This window comes from Planobispora rosea, assembly GCF_014648175.1.
GTDB classification, from domain to species: Bacteria; Actinomycetota; Actinomycetes; order Streptosporangiales; family Streptosporangiaceae; genus Planobispora; species Planobispora rosea.
Genome location: NZ_BMQP01000001.1, coordinates 137860 through 156803 on the forward strand (window position 1 = coordinate 137860; position 18944 = coordinate 156803).

Annotated in this window: 16 protein-coding genes; 8 read left to right on the forward strand and 8 right to left on the reverse strand. The window is 72.6% G+C overall.

Annotated elements, in window-relative coordinates; translation table 11 throughout:
* Positions 1-112: 112 nt before the first annotated feature.
* The 3 genes from IEZ08_RS00565 to IEZ08_RS00575 all read left to right on the forward strand — a co-directional run bounded on the left by IEZ08_RS00565 (position 113) and on the right by IEZ08_RS00575 (position 2497).
* Positions 113-859 (forward strand): GntR family transcriptional regulator, encoded by a 747-nt coding sequence (locus tag IEZ08_RS00565; RefSeq protein ID WP_068921936.1) that lies wholly within the window; start codon positions 113-115, stop codon positions 857-859.
* A gap of 198 nt (positions 860-1057) precedes the next feature.
* On the forward strand, positions 1058-1702 hold the full coding sequence (locus IEZ08_RS00570) for a GNAT family N-acetyltransferase (protein WP_068921937.1): 645 nt from the start codon (positions 1058-1060) through the stop codon (positions 1700-1702).
* 120 nt (positions 1703-1822) lie between these two features.
* Positions 1823-2497 carry a copper homeostasis protein CutC gene (locus IEZ08_RS00575; RefSeq protein ID WP_068921938.1) on the forward strand — a complete coding sequence of 225 codons (675 nt, stop codon included), beginning with the start codon at positions 1823-1825 and terminating at the stop codon, positions 2495-2497.
* Positions 2498-2521: 24 nt separating this feature from the next.
* Here IEZ08_RS00575 and IEZ08_RS00580 read toward each other — a convergent pair whose 3' ends face one another.
* The 7 genes from IEZ08_RS00580 to IEZ08_RS00610 form a co-directional block, all read right to left on the reverse strand.
* Positions 2522-3688 (reverse strand): DUF6986 family protein, encoded by a 1167-nt coding sequence (locus tag IEZ08_RS00580; protein ID WP_068921939.1) that lies wholly within the window; start codon positions 3686-3688, stop codon positions 2522-2524.
* Positions 3689-3805: 117 nt separating this feature from the next.
* Entirely contained in the window at positions 3806-5503 is a 1698-nt protein-coding gene (locus IEZ08_RS00585) for a GGDEF domain-containing protein (RefSeq protein WP_068921940.1), read from the reverse strand.
* A gap of 306 nt (positions 5504-5809) precedes the next feature.
* Entirely contained in the window at positions 5810-7120 is a 1311-nt protein-coding gene (locus IEZ08_RS00590; RefSeq protein WP_084779665.1) for an FAD-dependent oxidoreductase, read from the reverse strand.
* Positions 7121-7138: 18 nt separating this feature from the next.
* Positions 7139-8365, reverse strand: coding sequence for a class I adenylate-forming enzyme family protein (locus tag IEZ08_RS00595; RefSeq protein ID WP_176728413.1), 1227 nt, complete (start codon positions 8363-8365; stop codon positions 7139-7141).
* Between the two features lie 53 nt (positions 8366-8418).
* A complete protein-coding gene (locus IEZ08_RS00600) occupies positions 8419-9987 on the reverse strand; it encodes an AMP-binding protein (RefSeq protein ID WP_229802824.1) in 1569 nt (522 codons plus the stop codon).
* Positions 9988-10038: 51 nt separating this feature from the next.
* Entirely contained in the window at positions 10039-11151 is a 1113-nt protein-coding gene (locus IEZ08_RS00605; RefSeq protein ID WP_189241446.1) for a phenylacetate--CoA ligase family protein, read from the reverse strand.
* Positions 11148-12215, reverse strand: coding sequence for an LLM class flavin-dependent oxidoreductase (locus IEZ08_RS00610; protein ID WP_068921943.1), 1068 nt, complete (start codon positions 12213-12215; stop codon positions 11148-11150). Before IEZ08_RS00610 ends, IEZ08_RS00605 begins: the two co-directional genes overlap by 4 nt.
* 207 nt (positions 12216-12422) lie before the next feature.
* Between IEZ08_RS00610 and IEZ08_RS00615 the strand changes: the two genes are divergently transcribed.
* Both IEZ08_RS00615 and IEZ08_RS00620 read left to right on the forward strand, forming a co-directional pair.
* Positions 12423-12887, forward strand: coding sequence for a hypothetical protein (locus tag IEZ08_RS00615; protein WP_229802825.1), 465 nt, complete (start codon positions 12423-12425; stop codon positions 12885-12887).
* A 278-nt stretch (positions 12888-13165) separates the two neighbouring features.
* Positions 13166-13696 carry a hypothetical protein gene (locus IEZ08_RS00620; protein WP_068921944.1) on the forward strand — a complete coding sequence of 177 codons (531 nt, stop codon included), beginning with the start codon at positions 13166-13168 and terminating at the stop codon, positions 13694-13696.
* Here IEZ08_RS00620 and IEZ08_RS00625 read toward each other — a convergent pair.
* Entirely contained in the window at positions 13609-14595 is a 987-nt protein-coding gene (locus IEZ08_RS00625; RefSeq protein ID WP_307815287.1) for an acyl-CoA dehydrogenase family protein, read from the reverse strand. The genes IEZ08_RS00620 and IEZ08_RS00625 overlap by 88 nt on opposite strands.
* Positions 14596-14714: 119 nt before the next feature.
* On the opposite strand from IEZ08_RS00625, the gene IEZ08_RS00630 reads away from it, so the two are divergent.
* The 3 genes from IEZ08_RS00630 to IEZ08_RS00640 all read left to right on the forward strand — a co-directional run bounded on the left by IEZ08_RS00630 (position 14715) and on the right by IEZ08_RS00640 (position 18858).
* Positions 14715-15191, forward strand: a complete 477-nt coding sequence (locus IEZ08_RS00630) for a hypothetical protein (RefSeq protein ID WP_141703685.1) — start codon at positions 14715-14717, stop codon at positions 15189-15191.
* Positions 15192-15262: 71 nt separating this feature from the next.
* Positions 15263-17005, forward strand: coding sequence for a proline--tRNA ligase (locus IEZ08_RS00635; protein ID WP_084779667.1), 1743 nt, complete (start codon positions 15263-15265; stop codon positions 17003-17005).
* Positions 17006-17259: 254 nt separating this feature from the next.
* The gene (locus IEZ08_RS00640) at positions 17260-18858 is read left to right on the forward strand and encodes a methyl-accepting chemotaxis protein (RefSeq protein WP_068921947.1); all 1599 of its coding nucleotides are present in this window, start codon (positions 17260-17262) and stop codon (positions 18856-18858) included.
* Positions 18859-18944: the final 86 nt, after the last annotated feature.

Consider the following 18944-nt stretch of genomic DNA (forward strand, 5'->3'; position numbering starts at 1 on the left):
TTCAATGGATTTGTACCAACGATTGGATGATGCGGCCCCTGGGAGGCTGGGTCAAGGGGCTGTTCCCCACTAGAACCAGATCGTCTAGGTTTGTTGGAACAAAGGGGATTTAATGGCACGGTCATCGCTGTACCAATTGGTGGCCTCCGAGCTGAGGAGGACCATCTACTCCGGCGTGCTCGGACCCGGGGACCAGCTACCGACCGAGTCAGAGCTCATGCTCGCCCACCAGGTGAGCCGGAACACCGTCCGGCTCGCTCTCGGCGAGCTGGTCAACGAGGGCCTGGTCACCAGGACGCCGCGCCGGGGCACCGTGGTCAGGGAACGCCGTCCGCTGCTGATGCATCCCCAGCGGGAACTCCAGCCGCAGCCGGGGGAGACTCGGGAGGCCTTCGCCTGGGCAGTGTCCCAGGAAGGCCGCGAACCGAGCCAGGAGATCGAGGTGTCGATCGTGCACCCGGCGGAGGAGATCGCCAGCAGGCTGGAACTGCCCGACAGCGACCTCGCCGTGGTCCGGCGCCGGCTGCGGTTCGTGGACGGTCAGCCGTACAACACCAACGACTCGTACTTCCCGCTCGCGCTGGTCTCCGGATCGGAGATCGCCCGTCCCGGTGACATCGCGCGCGGGGCCAACAGGGTGCTTGAGGAACTCGGCCACCCCCAGGTCAGGGTGGTGGACGACATCTGGGCGCGGATGCCCACCAGTTCGGAGGCCGAGCGGCTGCAGCTCCAGTCGGGCACGCCGGTCCTCGTCTATGTCCGTGTCGGCTACGACGAGGACGACGTTCCCGTACGGGTGGCGATCTCCGTACTCCCCGCCGACAAGCACCTGATCAGGTACGAGCTGGAAAGCCGTTGAGGTCCCCGTGACCACCCCGGCCGGGTGGTCCTCGCCCCGCCCGCGCCGCGGGCGGCGGCACCGCTTCTTTCCCTGTCCTTTTCCCCGTTTCGCCTCGGGTCCCTAGGCCTTCCCCCCGGCCCGGCCTGGCTGCCGTGCGCCATCGGTTGACCACTCTCCGTGTCAACTCGTGTACCGAACGCAACGAAGGGATGAATCATGCACTCGAACACCGTCAATCTCGCCACCCGGCGCCGCCTCACCCTCCGCAGGGCGACCCGCGACGACCTCCCCGGGGTGCTCGGCCTTCTGGCGGAGACCGCCACCTGGCTGAACGGCCGAGGTGTGCGCCAGTGGCCCGCAGGCGGTTTCCCCGCCGAGCGCATCGTCCCGCTGATCGAGGAGGGGAGCCTGTACGTGATCGACGGGGAGGACGGCGGGGACGGCGGGGACGGCACGCTCCGCCCGGCCGCGACGGTGGCCCTGGACGGCGACGCCGACCCCGAGTTCTGGACCCCGCTGGACCGTCCGGATTCGGCGCTCTACGTCCACAAGCTGGCCGTGGCGCGCAGCCACTCCGGCCGCGGCCTGGGCGAGGCGCTGCTCGACTGGGCGGGGCTGCGCGTGCTCGCCGCGGGCAGGCGCTGGCTCCGGCTGGACTGCGCGAAGGACAACCCCGGGCTTCAGGCCTACTACCGGCGCCAGCGGTTCACCCATCTGCGCACGGTCGATCTGCCGCACCGTGCCTCGGGAGCGCTGTTCCAGCGGCCCGGCGGGGTGCGCGGCGGCGTCCCGGGCACCGCCCTGCCGTTCGTGGACCGCCGGGAGCCGGTGCTCGCGGAATGGGCCGCCGGGCATGCCTGAACCAGGGCGATCCCCAGATATCTCGGACAAAGCCATCCGATAGCCTCATCTCATGACTGAGCTTGTCGAGGTCATCGATGGACAGGGCACCTGGGTCGTGCGGCCGCCGGAGGAGGGCGCATGACCGGGTCTCTGCTTGAGGTGATCGCGCTCGACGCGCGTGATGCGGTCGCGGCCGAAGAGGGCGGCGCCGACCGTCTGGAGATCGTCGCCGACATGGCGTCCGACGGGCTCACCCCGGCGGCGGAGACGGTCGCGGAGATCTCCAAGGTGTGCGCGCTGCCGCAGATGGTCATGCTGCGTGCCGATCCCACGTTCCTGGCCACGCCCGAATCCCTGGAAGGGCTGCGGCGCGACGCCAAGGCCCTGGCCGAGGCGGGCGCGGCCGGGTTCGTGTTCGGCTTCCTCGACGCCGAGGGCGGGGTCGACCTCGCCGCCACCGAGGCGATGATCCACGCGGTGGCCCCGCTGCCCTGGACCTTCCATCGGGCGGTGGACCACGCCGCCGACGTCCAGGCGGGCTGGCGCGCCGTCCGCCTGCTGCCCAACCTCGCCACCGTGCTCACCTCCGGCGCGCCCGGTGGTGTGGGGGACGGCCTGCCCGTCCTCAAGACCCGGTGCGAGGCCGGCGACGGCCCTCTGATCATGGCGGGCGGCGGGCTGAGGCCCGCCCACGTCCCGGTTCTGCTGGAGTACGGCGTGCGGGCCTTCCACGTCGGGAGCGCCGTGCGGGCGTCGTGGTCGGACCCGGTCGATCCCTTCCTGGTCCGTCGGTGGCGGACCCTGATCGACTGATCGCGGGCGCTCCCGGCGGGCTCTTCAGAGGGCGAGGTCCGCGCGGCGCAGCGCGGCGGCCATCGTCTTGACCGTCGCGGGCTCGTCCATCACCCCGCCGCCCGCCTCGCGCTGCTCCTGCCACGCCCGGACCCGGGCGGAGAACTCGGCGTAGTGACGCAGGTGGAAGGCGTAGACCGTGACGAAGCGGCTGACCAGGTGCGAGGGATGCATGTCCCAGCCCTGGTAGAAGCCGTGCCGCAGGGAGTGCTCGACCAGCTCCGCGTGGCGTGCCCACAGCGCGTGCACGTCGTCCCTGCCGCCGGAGGCGGGGGAGGCGGCCAGTGAGCCGTCCGACAGTTCCACGCCGGTCCCGGCGAACGCCGTCTGCATGACGTGCCGGGCGTGGTCGCAGGCCGGATGGTCCAGCCGCTGCTCGTGCGGGGGGAGCGAGCAGCTCGCCGTGTAGTCGAAGACGCCGAAGTGCGCGGCCGAGAGCCTGCCGCCGAGCGAGCCGGCCAGGGAGGTGTCGAGGAAGCCCACGGTCTGGGTGGCCTCGACCTGGATCTCGAACCGCAGCGTGCCCTCGGCCAGGCCCAGCCCCTTCTCCAGGGACCCCAGGCAGTCGGAGAACTGGTACAGGTAGTCCTTCATCAGCACCTTGGGGAAGGTGACCGTGAACCCCTCCGGCAGGAGCCCGGCCCGCTCGACGACCCCGGTCAGGAACCCGTCCAGCGTCCGCAGGCTCCGGCCCGGGTCGCCGTCGGCGAACGACTTGACCCGCAGCCCCCAGCGGCGGGGGAGCGCACCGGCCGCGTGCAGGGCGGCGACCGCCTCGGCGGCCCACGCGGCGTGGCCGTCCTCCTCGGCGGGGCGCACGCCGTACCCGTCCTCGAAGTCCACCCGCAGGTCCTCGACCGGCTCCCGGCGGAGCTTGGCGGCGACCCTCGCGTGCACGTCCGCGGCCAGGTCCGCGCTCACCCCGAAGACCGCGGCGAGGTGCTCGGGCCCGGCCAGGTGCCGGGTGAACAGCTCCAGCGCGGCGGCACCCCACTGTTCCACCGTCTCCGCGCCGAACCGGTCGGCCGGCACGTAGACGGTGTGCACCGGCTGCCACCCCGGCGCCGCCGCCGGATAACGCGCCGACTGCTCCCGGTGGGTCCGCTCGAAGCCCGGGATCAGGGCGAGAGGGTCGGCCAGTGTGACGCGCATGGTGGTGCTCCTCGTGGACGTGCCTGACCGTCGCACCTTAGCGCCTGGTCCCATCGTGCCCCGGCTCCTGGTCCACGGCGCCCCGGCCCCGGCCCGCCGCATCCCGATGGGCCGGGCTCAGCGGGTGTCCGCCGGGAGCGGGGCGTCGCGGTGACGCCGCCGGTCGTCGGCGGAGACGGGCACGGGAGCCGCGCCGGAGGTGGCGCAGACGCGGTTGCGTCCCTTGTGCTTGGCCGTGTACAGGTTCGCGTCGGCGAGGTTGAGGAGCTCGGACTGGGTGCTGTGCGGCTGGGAGGCCGTCACGCCGATGCTGACCGTGACGGGCAGCTCGCCGGTGATCGACGTCCAGGAGCGGGCGGCGATGGAGGCCCGCAGGTCCTCCATCCTGGCCACCGCGGCGGTGGGGCTCATCCCGGTCAGGACCAGCAGGAACTCCTCGCCGCCCATGCGCGCGGCGAAGCCCGAGACGCCCGTGTCGCAGGGGGGCACGGAGTCGAGCATCTTGGCGATCGCCACCAGGACCTGGTCGCCCACGTCGTGGGAGCAGGTGTCGTTGATCCGCTTGAAGTGGTCGAGGTCCACGAGCGCGACCGTCACCGCGCCCCCGGTCGCGGCGGCGTCGGCGAGGAGGCCGGGCAGGTGCTCGTCGACGTACCGGCGGTTGCGCAGCCCGGTGAGCGGGTCGCGGCGGGCCTGCTCGCGGAAGCGCTCGGCCTCCTGACGGGCCTCGGCCGCCTCGAACATGGCCTGCCGGGTGTGGGCGCGGGCCGCCCGCTGCATGGAGACCAGGTCCTTCTCCGCGGCGTGGTAGATCTTGTACGCCTCGAAGGCATTCTTGTAGTCGCGGGTGGCGGCGTACAGCTCGGCCTGCTCCCGCTTCACCTGGACCAGGATCCTGACGAAGCCGTGCTCCTCGCAGATCGCACGGGCGCGGTCGAGGGTCTTCTGGGCGTCCATCAGGGTGTCCAGGTTCCGCTGGGCGTCCCTGGTGGTGCCCAGGTGCCGCTGCGCGGTGGCCAGGGTGAGCAGGGCCTCGGGGAGCGAGTCCGCCTGGATCAGCTCCTGGGAGTCGTACAGCTCGATGCCGGTCTGGGCGGTCATCACGGCCTCGGCGTAGTGGCCCATGCCGATCTGGACCCGGGCGATGGTGTCCATGATCGTGGTGTCGGGGTCGTACCCGCGCTTCTCGCTGATCGTCAGCATGCGCTCGACGACCTCCCAGGCGCGCTCGTACTCCCCGGCCGCGTACTCCGAGTAGGCGAGGTTGTTGAGCACCGTCACGTGCCGCTCCACGCCGATGGTGGCGGCCAGGCGCTCGGCCTGCCGGTACCGCTCGTGGGAGGCGTCCCGGGAGCCGCTCTCGTCGAGCGCGTCGGCGAGCTTCATCAGGTGGGTGAGCCGGATGCGGGCGGGGGTGTCCTCGTCGAGCGCCTCCATGGAGGAGACCATGTGCTCCAGCGTGGACGCCACGTCGCCCAGGTCCCGGTAGACCCGGGCCATCAGCATGTGGCTGTGGGCCAGCAGCGGCCGGTGCCCGTTGGCGGTGGCCCACTGGTTGACCTGCCAGATGACCGGGACGACCGCGGTCACCTCGCCCCAGCGGACCCGCACGTCCGCCTGGATCAGCCGCGCCCGCAGCGCCGGCACGATCTCGCCCAGTTCCTCCGCCGCCCGCTCCAGCTCCACGGCGCGGTCGTAGGCGGTCTCGATGTTGTAGCCGCTGGTGCTCTCCAGCGCGTCGAGCTCGGCGCAGATCGCTTCGACAGTGGGCGCCCCGGAGGGCCCGGAGGGCGCGGCGGCGGATCCGGCGTCCACATCCGGCTCCGTGGCCCGGCTGTCTGAGGTCGAGCGCGACGAGTCTCCCGGGGCGGGTGTCCTCGACGTCCGTCCCGGAACCTTGTCAGCCAGTGGTCCGTTCACAAAGCGCCCATCGGCGGGGACGGCCGCCTCCTTAGCCATTCCTCCCGCCAGAGTGAAAACGCGAACACGCTGAGTGGTGATTCCCTGTGTCCGGGCTCACTTTCCCGTCCGGGTCCCGGTCCCGGTCCCGGTCCCGCTCCCGGTCCCGCTCCCGGTCGCCCCGGTCCCGGCCTGCCCGGCCCGGTATCTCCCCGGCAGGGGCTACTCCGCCCGCTCCAGGGCACTGAGCATGGCCGCCAGGCCCGCCAGTTTCACCCGCTCGCCCCGGCCCAGGGTGCGGGCCAGGGCGGCCTCGGCGGCCTCGATGGACAACCACTGGCGGTAGGTGACGGGGGAGACCCCGCGTTCGGCGAGGACGGCGTCCAGATCCGCGTGCCGTACCGGATCCCGGCCGGAGAGGTCGGCCAGGAGGGTGCGGACCGTCTCGGCGGCGTCGGACTTGTTGGTGCCGATCACGCCGGTGGGGCCGCGCTTGAGCCAGCCCGCCACGTACTCCCGGTCGCGCACCCGCCCCGCCTCGTTGGGCACGGTCATGGTGGCCTCGGAGAAGGGCACGCCGGGCAGCGGGACGCTCCGGTAACCGACCGAGCGCAGCACCATGCCGACCGGGAGGGTCTCGAACTCGCCGGTGCCGACGACCCGGCCGTCGTCCAGCCGGGTCCGCTCCAGGCGCAGCGCCTCCACCCGCCCGTCGCCGAGGATCTCCACCGGGCGCATCCAGAAACGCACGTCCAGCCGGCGGGGGCGGCCCGCGGGGGAGCGGGCGGCCCACGCCTGGATCACCTCGACGTTCCCCCGGACCTGCCGGGACAGGGCGGCCATCTCTCCGGAGACCGGGGCCTCGTCGGGGCGCACGCACACGTCCGCGTTGGCCAGCTCACCCAGTTCCCGCAGCTCCTTCAGAGTGAACTTGGCGTGCTCGGGCCCCCGGCGGCCGATCATGTGGATGACCTTGACCTGGCTCTCGGCCAGCCGGCTCAGGACCTCCTCCGGCACGTCCGTGGACCGCAGCTCCTCGGCGGTCTTGGCCAGGACGCGCACCACGTCCACGGCCACGTTGCCCACCCCGATCACCGCGACCTCGGGGCTGTCGAGGACGAAGCGGTCGGCGGGCATGTCGGGGTGCCCGCAGTACCAGTTGACGAAGTCGGTGGCCGCCACGCTGCCGGGCAGGTCCTCGCCGGGGATGCCCATCCGCCGGTCCACCATCGCGCCGGTGCAGTAGACCACCGCGTCGTAGCAGGCCCGCAGGTCGTCGACGGTGACGTCCCGGCCGAACTCGATCCCGCCCAGGAAGCGCACGCCCGGCAGCTCCAGCACCCGGCGGAGGTAGCCCGCGATCGACTTGATCGAGGTGTGGTCGGGGGCCACGCCGTACCGGACCAGGCCGTAGGGCGTGGGCAGCCGCTCCAGGACGTCCACCTCGACCGGGCCGGCGGCCTGCTTGACCAGCGCCTCGGCCGTGTAGACCCCGGCGGGCCCTGACCCGACGATCGCGACTCGCAGTGACACGCCGCCTCCCACCAGAGGTTATGCCCGCGATTGTGCACCAACCGCGGCACGCCCCACCAGACTCAACCGGCCGACATGATCGAGGTATCCCATATCTCCGGTGCGCACGAAACCATCCCGGGTGAAGAGCCTCGCACTCGCCCGGGCGTCCCGGTAGTACCCGTCGGTCACCGCCTCCGACCGGAGCAGCACCTCACCGATCTCGCCCGGCGGCAGCGCCCGTCCGGAGGGGTCCCGCAGCGCGACGCTCACCCCGCCGCGCGGGCGGCCCACCGTGTGCTCGGCGTCCTGCGGCGGGTCCTCGGGCCGGGTGCCCAGGCCCAGCCCGGCCTCGGTGCACAGGTAGCGGTTGCAGACCGGCACGCCGAACCTCTCCCGCAGCGCCCGGACCAGCTCCGCGGCCGGCGCGCCGCCGCTGGACAGGACCATCCGGAGGTACGGCAGCCGCACCCGCTCCCCGCCCGCCCCGCCCCCGTGGGACAGCAGCTCCGCCAGTTGCTCCGGGGTGCCCTGCAGCACACCGAGCCGCTGCTCGGTCAGGATCCGCAGCACCGCCTCCGGCTCCCAGCGCGGCAGCACGAGCGCGGTCCGCCCGGTCTGCAGGAAGACCGGGAGCCTGGTCATGAACGTCAGGTGCCCCAGGGGGCGGGACAGCAGCCGCGCCTCGCCGGTGCCCCAGCGCAGCCCGGCCCCGTGCGCGCGGACCGCCTCCAGCCGCCCGGCGGAGAACACCGCGCCCCGCGGGGACGCCTCGCCGTCCGCGCCGCGCGCTGCCCCCCGGGTGAACACCACGGCCACCGGCCGCCGCGGGTCGGGAGGCAGCGGCGGGGGCGGCGGTTCGGACCGGTACAGGCTCCCCAGCCGCCGGGGGTCGTACGGCCTGCGCCCGGGCGGGCGGTCGCCCAGGGGGAGGGTGACCACCTCCAGTCCGGGCGGCGCGGTCCCGGGACCGGTGACCACCAGCGCCGGGTCGAGGCGGGCCGGCGGGACCGGCCGGTCGGGGCGGAGTCCCGCGGTGACCGCGCCGACCTTGGCCGCGGCCAGGTAGCAGATCGGGAACTCGGGCCCGTCGGGGAGGGCGAGCACCACCAGGTCGCCCATCCGCACACCCCGGTGGGCGAGCCCGGCGGCCACTCCGTCGGAGAGGCGATCGAGCTCGGCGAAGGAGAGGACGAGGGAACCGGAGTCGACCGCGGCGCGTCCCCCGAACCTGCGTGCGGCCTCCCCGGAGAGCAGTCGGAGCATCGGCGGGCTCCCTCCGGTGAAGGCGGCCATCTCCAACGTACTCCTGTGATTGCCTATATGGCGGTCCGTTCCCTCAATGCCTGCTTGTCTATTTTTCCGTTGGCGTTCACGGGGAGGGAGTCCACCACGACCACATGCGCGGGGACCTTGTAGCCGGACATGTTCTCCCGGGCCCAGGCGATGATCTTCTCCGGGAGCTTCTCCGGGTCGGCGGCGGCTTCCTGGCGGGGCACCACGAACGCCCAGCCCACCTCGCCGCGGCGCGCGTCCGGCACCCCGACCACCGCCGCCTGGGCCAGCGAGCCCTCCCGCAGCAGCAGGCCCTCGACCTCGGCGGGGGAGACGTTGAACCCGTTGACGATGAACAGCTCCTTCTTCCGGTCCACGATCGCGAGGTTGCCGTCGGGGTCGAGGGTGCCGATGTCGCCGGTGTGCAGCCAGCCGTCGCGGACCACCTCGGCGGTCCTGGCCGGCTCGCCCCAGTAGCCGCGCATGACGCCGTACCCGCGGACCAGGATCTCGCCGCGCTCCCCGGCCGGGACCTCCGCGCCCTCGTCGTCGACGATTCTGACCTCGACGCCCGGGACCGTGCGGCCGGTGCTGGAGGCGATGACCTCGACCGGGTCCTCCGCCCTGGTCATGGAGACGACCGTGCCCTCCATCAGCCCGTACGCGTTGATCATGCGTTCCAGGCCGAGCCGCTCCAGCAGCCGGCGAACCAGCTCGGCGGGGACCGCGGCCGCGCCGCAGATCGCCACCCGGAGCGTGTGGCCGGTGGTGTCGACCTCGTCCAGGATCCGGTGGAACAGGGTGGGCGGCCCGGCCAGGATCGTGATCCTCCTGTCCCTGATCAGCTCGGTGAGCAGGTCCGGGCTGAACACCCGGATGGGCATCATCGTGGCGCGGCGCAGCACGCAGGCGAGCAGCCCGGCGTTGAGGCCGAATCCGTGGGCGAACGGCGCGACGACCGGGTAGCGGTCCCCCGGGCCGAGCGTGACGATCTCCGCCCAGTCCCAGTAGCCGCGCAGGACCTGCCCGTGCTCCAGCATCACGCCCTTGGGCGTCCCGGTGGTCCCGGAGGTGGACATGATCTCGCAGAGGTCGCCGGGCCGTACGGCGCAGGCCCGCTCCTCGACCTCGGCGTGGGAGACCCGCGAGCCCGCGGAGAGCAGCCGGAAGAGGGGGAGGGTCCCCGCCCGTTCCCGGTCCTCGGGCACCACCGCGTGCCGCAGGTCGTGCAGCCCGGCGAAGGGCCGCCCGGCCACCGGCCCGCCCGTCGCGTCGGCCAGCAGGTCGATGAAGGAGGAACCGTCGAGGCTCTCGCCGGTGATCAGCACGACCGCCCCGGTCGCGCGGAGCAGCCCGGCCGCCTCGATGCCCTTGTACCGCGACGACAGCGGCACCACCACCGCCCCGGCGTCCCAGACGCCGAACGCCGCGACCACCCAGTGCAGGTCGTTGAGGCCCCAGATCGCGACCCGGTCGCCGGGCGCCACACCCAGGGCCATCAGTCCCCGGGCGACGGACGCGGCCCGGGTGCGCAGCTCGGCGAGGGAGATCCGCACCTCCCGGTCGGCCACCACGATGTCGGAGGGGTGGTTCTTGGCCTGGTCACGCAACATCCGGGGGATGGTCCCCCAGTCCGGAACTTCCATCTCGCGCCTTTCGGGAGGTCAGCGGGCGATGGCGGTGCGGTCCCTGCCCAGGTGGTGGCCCCGCGCGTCGTTCACCGTGCCCGGCGTGCTCGCCTCCGCGACCTCCCCGGAGACCTCGACGGCGATGGTGATCGGGGTGAGCGCCTTGAGCGACTGCTGGATGCGGGACTTCCACATGGGGTTGTCGATGAGACTTTCCCGGTTGAACGCCACCGTCAAGGTGACGGCGTCGAGCGTGCCCTGGCGCGAGACGCCGAGCTCCCAGCCGGACACCCCGTCGATCCTGCCCATCGCCCTGCGGACGCGCTCCAGGGAGAGCCAGACTCCGCGCACCAGCACGTGGTCGCCGACGGTGTGCCCGGGTGCGGGGATCGCGTCCCCGGCGGGCACCCGGGCCACCTGCCCGGTCCGCAGCACGGTGTCGCCGCCGGTGTCACCTCCGGCGTCACCGCCGACGACGACCAGCTCGGCCAGCCCCCCGGCGTACGGCGGGGTCAGCAGCTCGTCCTTCTCCAATGAGGCCAGGGCGAGCGACCCCGGCGCGAGCGGGGTGAGCGGTTCCGTCTCCGAGGATCTCCAGCCCAGCGGCGCCGCGGTGAACGGGGAGCAGTAGACCTCCGTGACCTGCGCGTCGAACTCGGAGGCGAGGTGGTCCATGGTCCGCCGGGACGCGATCTCACCGGTCAGCACGATGCGCCGCAGTCCCAGGTCCAGCGGGTCGAGCAGGAACTCCAGGTGCAGCCGGGCCAGCAGGTCCATCGCGCCGGTGGGTGTGATGACCAGGGTCGTGGCCCCCAGCGTCTCCAGCGTGTGGTGCAGCCGGAGCCGCCCGCGGGGACCGACCGAGGCCGCCGCCTCCGCGACCTCCGCCGCGGCGTGCGCCCACTGCGGCCCGGCCAGCTCGCCGTCCCCCGACAGCGCCACCACGACCCGGTCCGACGGCCCCACGCCCGCCGCCCGCAGCGCCGCGGTGAAGGCTCCGGCCGTCCCGGCAGGGTCGCCCGGCACGGCGCTGTCGCCGTCCGGGGAGACGAGCAGGAGCCCCGTCGCGGTACGGCCCGCGGCGGCCAGGTCGCTCCGGGTCCGCCAGGTCGCCGGGGTCGCGGTCGGGGTCGGGGTCGGGGTCGTCACTTCATCACCTCAGTCATGAACAGCCGCATCGACGCGCAGACGTGCTCGTGCGCCAGACCGCCCACCTGCGCCTGGAGGATCAGGTCGGTGGCGCCGGCCTCGGCGATCCGGGCGGCGGCCTTGCGCGACCCCTCGACGTCGTCGACCACCACCATGTGGTGCTCGCGGAGCGTGGCCATGGCCTCCTCCGGCGGCAGGCCGGCGGCGAGCTGGCCGAGGACCTTGTGGGTGGCGTGCCGGGCGTCGTAGTAGTCGGGCGGGGTGACCAGGTTGACCTGGCGCCTGATGTACCAGAGCACGGGGTCGGCGGCGATCTCGATCGCCTCCTCGCGGGTCCGCCCCACGAACCAGGGGATCATCAGCGCGATCCGCCGGGTCTCAGGATCGAAGCCGTTGTCGGCCAGGCACCGCTTGTACCGGGCGATGTCCTCGGCGACGTCGTCGAGGCCCTTGAGCATCGTCATGCCGAGCAGGTTGTAGCCGCGCCTGGCCGCGGCGAGGTAGCCCTCCAGGGAGGTGGAGGCCACCCACACGGGCGGGTGCGGGACCTGCGCGGGACGGGGGTAGACCGCGACGCCGGGGATCTCGAAGAACTCGTTCGACCGGCTGACCGGCTCGCCGTCGGCGTTCCAGATCGCCAGCGTCGCCTCCAGGGAGTCCTCCCAGATCTGCCGCGACTTCTCGAACGGCCGCTGGAACGCCTGGTACTCCAGCGGGGACGCGCCCCGGCCGGTGCCGAACTCCACCCGGCCGCCGGACAGGACGTCGAGTGTCGCGACGCGCTCGGCGGTGCGGATCGGGGACTGGAAGGGCAGCAGGACCACGCCGAGACCCAGGTGGATCCGCTCAGTCCGCTGGGAGGCGGCCGCCAGGACCAGGTCGGGGGCGGAGGAATGGGAGAAGCCACGGGTGAAGTGGTGCTCGACGAACCAGGCGGTGTCGTAGCCCAGCTGGTCGCCCAGGACCACCTGGTCGACCACGTTACGGAACGCGCGCTGCTCGACCTCGCGGGAACGCCCGCGGACCTCCAGTTCGTATCCCAGGCTGATCCGTAGGGACGTCATCCACGCCTCCGTTGTGTCACGTCGATCCCCGGTCGCGGGCTCTTATTTAACCAAGCGCTCGCTTGGCGAGATTACCAGCCGGGTGCAACCGCAACAAGCCGACCGCCCCGGGGCCGCCTGCTCCGAGAGGGCGGGTTCAGGTGAGGCTGGAGCGAAGAAGCGGCAAAGAGGGGGACGTGCCCCCCTGAAGGTGGGACGCTCCCAGTCATGAGGGGACTGCGCAGAGGACGCGCGACGATCGCGACCGACGAGATCCAGATCCAGCTGGCCGGTGCGCGCCGCTTCGAGGCCCTGGGCCGGGTGATGGCCGCGCTCGCCTGCGACGCCGAGCTGATGGGGACCTGCTCCGACCTGACGTGGTGGCGGGGGGCCGACCACGGCTGGCACATCGAGTGGCGCGAGGGCCTGTACGCCTCCGAGGTCGCCGACACCCTGGCCGCCCACGTCCGCGAGCCGGACCACTGCGTGCCCCTGGTCGCCCCGGCCGGGCCGGTCACCGCCGGGACCGCCGTCCTGGACGTGATGGGCGTCCGCTTCGTCCTGCGGGCCGTCGACCCCCTCGGCCGCGCCCGCCTGCACACCCGCCCCGCCCCCTGGCGCCTGGCCGACGCCCTCGACACCACCCGCCCCCCGGCCGCCCGGCGCCCCTGGGAGGACCTCATCGGCGGCTGAGACCGCCGCGGCCGTCTCTTCTCCGCAGAACCGGCATATGCCCGGTACGACATAAACGCACCTCAATAGGTCTGTAGCCGCGCTACCGTCCCATTCCAGGGGAAAGTGAACGACCCTTCCAGGGGAAAGCGAACGACCGAACCGGGGTGGAAAGTAGCGCTGTGCGTCAACGTGCCGGGGCCGATGACGGCCGAGGCCGACGGGGAGACAGTCGTGCTGGGCGGGCCCAAGCAGCGGGCCGTGCTGGCGCCGTACTGCTGGCCGCCCGGGGGGAGGCGGTGTCGGCGGAGGGGATCGTCGCCGCCGTCTGGGGCGACGGTGACACCTCCCTGACCTCCACCCTGCACGCCTACGTCGCCAAGTTGCGCAGATACCCTTCGCGGCACCGGAGACGGCCCGGCTGCAAGGGCTGCGCCGGACGGCCGGGGAGAACCTCTTCGGCACGCAGCCGGCCGCGGGCCGGCACACCGAGATCGTGGGGGGACCTGGAGAAGTACGTCGTCGAGCAGCCGCTGAGCGAGCGCGGCTGGGAGATGCTGGCCGGCAACCGGCTGGTGACGCTCACCGGGCCGGGCGGCATCGGCAAGACCCGGCTGGCGCTGGAGGCCGCCCATGCGCGGCGCGACGGCGACGGGCCGTGGCCGGCCGAGCAGGTACGGTGCGCGCTCCCGGCCGAGGAGGTCCTGCACGCCTGCTGCGCCGGGGACGGCGGGGCGTTCCCTCACAGGCCGGCGGCGGAGGCCAGCCGGGCGCGGTGGGCGTGGGGCGGGCCGAAGAGCTGGGCGTCGGCGGTGGCGCGCTTGAAGTAGCGGTGGGCGGAGTGCTCCCAGGTGATGCCGGTGCCGCCGTGGATCTGGATGTTCTCGCCGGCGACGGCGAGATAGGCCTCCGTGCAGTAGGAGCCGGCGACGGCGGCGGCGACGGGGAGGTCCCCGGGGAGGGCGCGGGCGGCGGCCAGGGCGGCGGACCGGGCGGACTCGACCAGCAGGAGCATGTCGGCGAGCTTGTGCTTGACGGCCTGGAAGGACCCGATGGGGCGGCCGAACTGGTGGCGCCCGGCCGCGTGGGCGGTGGCCGTCTCCAGGCAGCGCGCGGCGCCGCCGGTCTGCTCGGCGGCGAGGCCGGTGATCCCCAGGTCGCGGACCCGGGCGGCGGCGGCGCCGTCACCGGCGGGCCGGGCCGGAACGGCGTCGAAGGTCAGCGTGGCGAGCGGGCGGGTCGGGTCCAGGGTCGTGTGCGGTGTGCGGGAGGAGGGGACGGCCTCGACCAGTTCCCCGCCGGCGAACGCCAGCACCACCTCGGCGTCCAGCGCGTGGCGGGCGGTGCCGGTGAGCCGCCCGCCGGTCAGCGTCAGGTCGGCGTCGCCGGGGAGCAGGACGGTCGCGGTGCGGGAGCCGTCGGCGATGCCGGGCAGCAGGCGGGCCATCGCCGCCGGGTCGCCGCCCGCCTTGAGCGCCTCGGCGGCGAGCACGACGGTGGGCAGGTAGGGGTACGGCGTCAGCGCGCGGCCCAGTTCCTCGCAGACGACGGCGACCTCCGCCATGCCGCAGCCCGCTCCGCCGTACTCCTCGGGAACGGCGAGGCCCGCCACCCCGAGCTCGGCGGCGAACCGGCCCCAGGGCGCGTCCGGGCGTTCGGCCAGGAAGGAGCGGACGGCGTCGCGGAGGGCGGCCTGCTCCTCGGTGAGGCTCATGTCGGCGGGGTCCACGGAGAGATGATAACCAAGCGCTAGCTTGTTTTGGGTGATTTGAATATTTTTGTGCATCTTTGCAGGTCATATATGCTCCGGGTGGCCACAGTCGGATGCGAATCGGGGGATCGGCGGCTTTGGTTGGACAGAACGACACGCTTGACTTCCTTGCGGGGGAACGCAGGGAGCGGGCGATCCTGCGCCACATGGTGCTCTCGCTCGTCGGGGGGCTGGCGGTCGGCGCCCTGGGCGAGGTGCTCTCGCACCGGGCGGACGCGCTGCACGCCGTCTACGACCCCTACGCCCACCTGCTGCTGACGGCCCTCGTGGGGTGGACCGCCGCCGGGTTCGGCTGGGCGGTGCTGGGCAGCGCGCTGGCCGCGCTCGGCCCGGTCATCTCCACGCTGGGCGCGACCTTCTTCGCGCCGGAGAGCCACTACCCCCATCTGGGCGCCGACGGCATGGAGCTGAACCTGACCCTCTTGGCCCTCACCTCCTTCGGCACGCTTGCGCACGTCGTCAGGAGCGTCCGGCGTTCACGACGGGACTCCGGCGGCGGCCGTCCCGGCGGGCGGCGCCCTAATGGCAGGCGGTCGCCCCGTCCGAGTCGATAACCTGTAGGGCGACAATCTGTAGGGCGGCAATCCCTGTCGTCCCCGCCCGTCCCCGCTAGCGAGGAGTAGCCGTGCTGCTGCGCATGTCGTCGTTGTTTCTTCGAACGCTGAGGGACGACCCGGCAGACGCGGAGGTCCCGAGCCACAAGCTGCTCGTCCGCGCCGGCTACGTCCGCCGCGTCGCGCCCGGCGTCTACTCCTGGCTGCCGCTCGGCAAGCTGGTCCTGGAGAACGTCACGCGCATCGTGCGCGAGGAGATGAACCGCATGGGCGCCCAGGAGGTGCTCTTCCCCGCGCTCCTGCCCCGGGAGTACTACGAGGCCACCGGCCGCTGGACGGAGTACGGCGACACGCTCTTCCGCCTCAAGGACCGCAAGGGCGCCGACTACCTGCTGGGTCCCACCCACGAAGAGATGTTCACCGACATGGTCAAGGGAGAATACTCCTCCTACAAGGACTACCCGGTGACCCTCTACCAGATCCAGACGAAGTACCGCGACGAGGCCCGCCCCCGGGCCGGCATCCTGCGCGGCCGGGAGTTCGTCATGAAGGACTCCTACTCCTTCGACCTGGACGACGACGGCCTCAAGCGCTCCTACGAGCAGCACCGCGAGGCCTACATCCGGACCTTCGACCGGCTCGGGCTCACCTACAAGATCTGCTTCGCCACCTCCGGGGCGATGGGCGGCTCGGCGTCGGAGGAGTTCCTCGCCCCGGCCGCGACCGGCGAGGACACCTTCGTGGCCTGCCACCACTGCGGCTACGCGGCCAACGCCGAGGCGGTCACCACTCCCGCGCCCGCCGCGCCCGCGGGCGAGCACCCGGCCCTGCGGGTGCTGGACACCCCCGACACCCCGACCATCGAGTCGCTGGTGGCCCACGTCAACGAGCGCCACGGCCTGAACGTCACCGCCGCCGACACGCTCAAGAACGTCGTGGTCAAGGTCGCCACGCCCGGCTCGGACAAGACCGAGGTCCTGGTCATCGGCGTGCCCGGCGACCGCGAGATCGACTTCAAGCGGCTGGAGGCCTCCCTGGCCCCCGGCGAGCCCGCCATCTTCGAGGCCGAGGACTTCGCCAGGCACCCGGGCCTGGTGCGCGGCTACATCGGCCCCCAGGTCCTCAAGGGCCTGGGCATCCGTTATCTCGTCGACCCCCGGGTCGTCGCCGGCACCTCCTGGGTCACCGGCGCCAACGAGCCCGGCAAGCACGCCGTGAACGTGGTCGCCGGGCGCGACTTCGTCGCCGACGGCACCATCGAGGCCGCCGAGGTCCGCGCCGGGGACGACTGCCCCGCGTGCGGCTCCCCGCTCTCCATCGACCGCGGCATCGAGATCGGCCACATCTTCCAGCTCGGACGCAAGTACGCCGACGCCGCCAAGCTCGACGCCCTCGGCCCGGACGGCAAGCCGGTCCGCATCACCATGGGCTCGTACGGCATCGGCGTCTCGCGGGCGGTGGCGGTCCTCGTCGAGCAGAAGCACGACGAGCTGGGCCTGGTGTGGCCCCGCGAGGTCGCCCCGGCCGACGTGCACATCGTGGGCACCGGCAAGGAGAACCAGATCGAGGCGGCTCTCCAGCTCGCCGAGGAGCTCCAGGCCCGCGGCGTGCGCGTCCTGGTGGACGACCGCGCCGGGGTCTCCCCGGGGGTGAAGTTCAAGGACGCGGAGCTGCTCGGCATGCCGACCATCGTGGTGATCGGCCGGGGTCTCGCCCAGGGCGTCGCCGAACTGCGCGACCGGGTCACCGGGGCCAAGCAGGAGGTCCCGATCGCCGAGGCGGCCGACCGGGTCGAGGCCGCCTGCCGCGCCTGACCGGTCCGTACGGTCACCGCCCGAACGACAGATGAGCGGCCCGCCGGGACGGCGGGCCGCTCATCGGCGTGCCCGGGTGCGGAGCGGCTGCACGGAGCGGCTGCACGGAGCGGCTGCACGGAGCGGGGAGGAACCGGCCGGCTGTTTTGGCTCAGCTTTCCGGAAAGTTTTCCGATACGGGGAGTCGAGGCGGACAGGAAGGGGGCCTTCCGGGTCCTGTCCCCGGCCGGACCCTTATCGGAACAGGACTTTCAATGAAGACATCGAACTTCACAATCAGCCGCAAGCTGGGCGTCGGCTTCTTCGTGGTCGTACTCACCATGGTGTTGTCGACGATTTTCGGGGTGACGCGGGTCGAGCAGATCAACGACCGGCTGAGCACCATCAACGACCTCAACGCCGTGAAGCAGCGCTACGCGATCAACTTCCGCGGGAGCGTGCACGACCGCGCCATCAGCCTGCGCGACGTCGTGATGGCCAAGACTCCCGCCGAGGCGGAGCCGGAGGTCGCGACCATCGAGAAGCTCGCGGCCGACTACGCCGCCTCGGCTGAGAAGCTGACCGCGATATTCGCCGACGAGAGCAAGGTCGGCCAGGCGGAGAAGGACGCGCACGCGGAGATCGAGCGGATCGAGCGGGAGACCCTGCCGCTGATCGACGAGGTGATCACCCTGCGCATGGCCGGTGACACCGACGAGGCCTCGCAGATCCTGGTCGAGCAGGCCAAGCCGCTGTTCGTCGACTGGCTCGCGGCGATCAACCGCCTCATCGACCTCGAGGAGTCGATGAACCGGGCCGAGACCGCCGAGGCCCGCAGCACCGCCGACGGCTTCCTGACCGTCATGATGCTGGTGTGCGCCCTGGCGATCGCCATCGCGGTCGCCGTGGCCTGGAAGATCACGCGGAGCATCACGCGGCCCCTGGACGAGGCGGTCTCGGTGATGAACGCCGTCGCGGAGGGCGACCTGACCCGGCGGGTGAACATCTCCTCCGGCGACGAGGTCGGCCGGATGGGACAGGCGATGAACGCCGCTCTGACGAAGATCGGCGAGGTCATGTCCGCCTTCACGCGCAGCGCCGACGACCTGGCCGGGACCAGCCAGCGGATCGGCGCGCTGTCGGGCCGGATCGCCAACGGGGCGGTGGAGTCCGCGGCCCAGACCGACGTCGTCGCGGCCGCGGCGAACGAGGTCTCCCGCAACGTCCAGACCGTGGCGACGGGTTCGGAGGAGATGGGGTCGGCGATCCGGGAGATCGCGCACAGCGCCAGCGAGGCGGCGACGGTCGCCGGCCGCGCGGTGACCGCGGTGGAGACGACCACCGCGAGCGTGACGCGGCTGGGCGAGTCCAGCCGGATGATCGGTGACGTGGTCAAGGTGATCACCTCGATCGCCGAGCAGACCAACCTGCTGGCCCTGAACGCCACCATCGAGGCCGCCCGGGCCGGGGAGTCCGGCAAGGGCTTCGCGGTCGTCGCCGGCGAGGTCAAGGACCTGGCCCAGGAGACCGCACGGGCGACCGAGGACATCGCGCGCCGGGTCGAGACCATCCAGGCCGACACCGCCGGGGCCGTCCAGGCGATCGCGGACGTGGCGGGCGTCATCGCCCAGATCAACGACTACCAGACGACCATCGCCGCCGCCGTCGAGGAGCAGACCGCGACGGTGAACGAGATGAACCGCAGCGTCGCCGAGGCGGCCGCCGGGTCGGGGCAGATCGCGGAGAACATCACCGGGGTGGCATCCGTCGCCAAGACCACGACCCAGTCGGTCGAGGAGTCGCGGCGGGCCGCGGGCGAGCTGGCGGAGGTCTCGGAGCGGCTGCGCTCCCTGGTCGCCGGGTTCCGCTTCTGAGTCCGGGGCTCTCTCCCGGAGCCGGGTTCCGCTCCTGACGCGGGCCCGGCGTCCGGCCCGGGACATGCCCGGGGCTCCCCGCCACG

What these genes read in the sequence shown, in the direction of transcription:
- IEZ08_RS00565 (WP_068921936.1), top strand. Translation starts at nt 113, where the DNA reads ATGGCACGGTCATCGCTGTACCAATTGGTGGCCTCCGAGCTGAGGAGG.
- IEZ08_RS00570 (WP_068921937.1), top strand. Translation starts at nt 1,058, where the DNA reads ATGCACTCGAACACCGTCAATCTCGCCACCCGGCGCCGCCTCACCCTC.
- IEZ08_RS00575 (WP_068921938.1), top strand. Translation starts at nt 1,823, where the DNA reads ATGACCGGGTCTCTGCTTGAGGTGATCGCGCTCGACGCGCGTGATGCG.
- IEZ08_RS00580 (WP_068921939.1), bottom strand. Translation starts at nt 3,688, where the DNA reads ATGCGCGTCACACTGGCCGACCCTCTCGCCCTGATCCCGGGCTTCGAG.
- IEZ08_RS00595 (WP_176728413.1), bottom strand. Translation starts at nt 8,365, where the DNA reads ATGCTCCGACTGCTCTCCGGGGAGGCCGCACGCAGGTTCGGGGGACGC.
- IEZ08_RS00600 (WP_229802824.1), bottom strand. Translation starts at nt 9,987, where the DNA reads ATGTTGCGTGACCAGGCCAAGAACCACCCCTCCGACATCGTGGTGGCC.
- IEZ08_RS00610 (WP_068921943.1), bottom strand. Translation starts at nt 12,215, where the DNA reads ATGACGTCCCTACGGATCAGCCTGGGATACGAACTGGAGGTCCGCGGG.
- IEZ08_RS00615 (WP_229802825.1), top strand. Translation starts at nt 12,423, where the DNA reads ATGAGGGGACTGCGCAGAGGACGCGCGACGATCGCGACCGACGAGATC.
- IEZ08_RS00640 (WP_068921947.1), top strand. Translation starts at nt 17,260, where the DNA reads ATGAAGACATCGAACTTCACAATCAGCCGCAAGCTGGGCGTCGGCTTC.